Consider the following 2798-nt stretch of genomic DNA (forward strand, 5'->3'; position numbering starts at 1 on the left):
CGGAATGTAACCGGGCGTGTCCCCTACGCTATGACCACCGACACACTATGAAACAGACAACAACCGACGGCTGTTCGTGGTTTCAGAACCCACACAGTGGACGCGAGCAACTGAGGACAAGCCCTCGGCCTATTAGTACCGGTCACCTCCACACGTTACCGTGCTTCCAGATCCGGCCTATCAACCCAGTCGTCTACTGGGAGCCTTACCCCATCAAGTGGGTGGGAGTCCTCATCTCGAAGCAGGCTTCCCGCTTAGATGCTTTCAGCGGTTATCCCTCCCGAACGTAGCCAACCAGCCATGCCCTTGGCAGGACAACTGGCACACCAGAGGTTCGTCCGTCCCGGTCCTCTCGTACTAGGGACAGCCCTTCTCAAGACTCCTACGCGCACAGCGGATAGGGACCGAACTGTCTCACGACGTTCTAAACCCAGCTCGCGTACCGCTTTAATGGGCGAACAGCCCAACCCTTGGGACCGACTCCAGCCCCAGGATGCGACGAGCCGACATCGAGGTGCCAAACCATCCCGTCGATATGGACTCTTGGGGAAGATCAGCCTGTTATCCCCGGGGTACCTTTTATCCGTTGAGCGACGGCGCTTCCACAAGCCACCGCCGGATCACTAGTCCCGACTTTCGTCCCTGCTCGACCCGTCGGTCTCACAGTCAAGCTCCCTTGTGCACTTACACTCAACACCTGATTGCCAACCAGGCTGAGGGAACCTTTGGGCGCCTCCGTTACCCTTTAGGAGGCAACCGCCCCAGTTAAACTACCCATCAGACACTGTCCCTGATCCGGATCACGGACCCAGGTTAGACATCCAGCACGACCAGACTGGTATTTCAACGACGACTCCACCCGAACTGGCGTCCGAGCTTCACAGTCTCCCAGCTATCCTACACAAGCCGAACCGAACACCAATATCAAACTGTAGTAAAGGTCCCGGGGTCTTTCCGTCCTGCTGCGCGAAACGAGCATCTTTACTCGTAGTGCAATTTCACCGGGCCTATGGTTGAGACAGTCGAGAAGTCGTTACGCCATTCGTGCAGGTCGGAACTTACCCGACAAGGAATTTCGCTACCTTAGGATGGTTATAGTTACCACCGCCGTTTACTGGCGCTTAAGTTCTCAGCTTCGCCCCACCGAAATGGAGCTAACCGGTCCCCTTAACGTTCCAGCACCGGGCAGGCGTCAGTCCGTATACATCGCCTTACGGCTTCGCACGGACCTGTGTTTTTAGTAAACAGTCGCTTCTCGCTGGTCTCTGCGGCCACCCCCAGCTCAGAGTGCAAGACTCATCACCGGTTGTGGCCCCCCTTCTCCCGAAGTTACGGGGGCATTTTGCCGAGTTCCTTAACCATAGTTCACCCGAACGCCTCGGTATTCTCTACCTGACCACCTGAGTCGGTTTAGGGTACGGGCCGCCATGAAACTCGCTAGAGGCTTTTCTCGACAGCATAGGATCATCCACTTCACCACAATCGGCTCGGCATCAGGTCTCAGCCACAAGTGCGACGGATTTGCCTATCGCACGGCCTACACCCTTACCCCGGGACAACCACCGCCCGGGCTGGACTACCTTCCTGCGTCACCCCATCACTCACCTACTACCAGATCGGGTCAGCGGCTCCACCACTCCCCTCAACTCCGAAGAGATCAGGGCGGCTTCACGGCCTTAGCATCACTGGATTCGATGTTTGACGCTTCACAGCGGGTACCGGAATATCAACCGGTTATCCATCGACTACGCCTGTCGGCCTCGCCTTAGGTCCCGACTTACCCTGGGCAGATCAGCTTGACCCAGGAACCCTTAGTCAATCGGCGCACACGTTTCTCACGTGTGAATCGCTACTCATGCCTGCATTCTCACTCGTCAACCGTCCACGACTACCTTCCAGTGCCGCTTCACCCGGCAGACGACGCTCCCCTACCCATCACAGCACCCGTTGGGGCTATATGCTGCAATGACACGACTTCGGCGGTACGCTTGAGCCCCGCTACATTGTCGGCGCGGAATCACTAGACCAGTGAGCTATTACGCACTCTTTCAAGGGTGGCTGCTTCTAAGCCAACCTCCTGGTTGTCTCTGCGACTCCACATCCTTTCCCACTTAGCGTACGCTTAGGGGCCTTAGTCGATGCTCTGGGCTGTTTCCCTCTCGACCATGGAGCTTATCCCCCACAGTCTCACTGCCGCGCTCTCACTTACCGGCATTCGGAGTTTGGCTAAGGTCAGTAACCCGGTAGGGCCCATCGCCTATCCAGTGCTCTACCTCCGGCAAGAAACACACGACGCTGCACCTAAATGCATTTCGGGGAGAACCAGCTATCACGGAGTTTGATTGGCCTTTCACCCCTAACCACAGGTCATCCCCCAGGTTTTCAACCCTGGTGGGTTCGGTCCTCCACGAAGTCTTACCTCCGCTTCAACCTGCCCATGGCTAGATCACTCCGCTTCGGGTCTTGAGCGTGCTACTGAAACGCCCTGTTCGGACTCGCTTTCGCTACGGCTACCCCACCCGGGTTAACCTCGCAACACACCGCAAACTCGCAGGCTCATTCTTCAAAAGGCACGCAGTCACGAGAACAAGGCAAGCCTTGTTCCGACGCTCCCACGGCTTGTAGGCACACGGTTTCAGGTACTATTTCACTCCCCTCCCGGGGTACTTTTCACCATTCCCTCACGGTACTATCCGCTATCGGTCACCAGGGAATATTTAGGCTTAGCGGGTGGTCCCGCCAGATTCACACGGGATTTCTCGGGCCCCGTGCTACTTGGGTGTCTCTCAAACGAGCCG

General features: G+C 56.9%; 1 rRNA gene (running past one end of the window). It reads right to left on the reverse strand.

Annotated elements, in window-relative coordinates:
* Positions 1–112: 112 nt before the first annotated feature.
* Positions 113–2798: ribosomal RNA gene (locus E4U92_RS34590) — 23S ribosomal RNA — on the reverse strand; it runs 427 nt beyond the window's last position.

This window comes from Streptomyces galbus, from assembly GCF_005280195.1.
GTDB classification, from domain to species: Bacteria; Actinomycetota; Actinomycetes; order Streptomycetales; family Streptomycetaceae; genus Streptomyces; species Streptomyces galbus.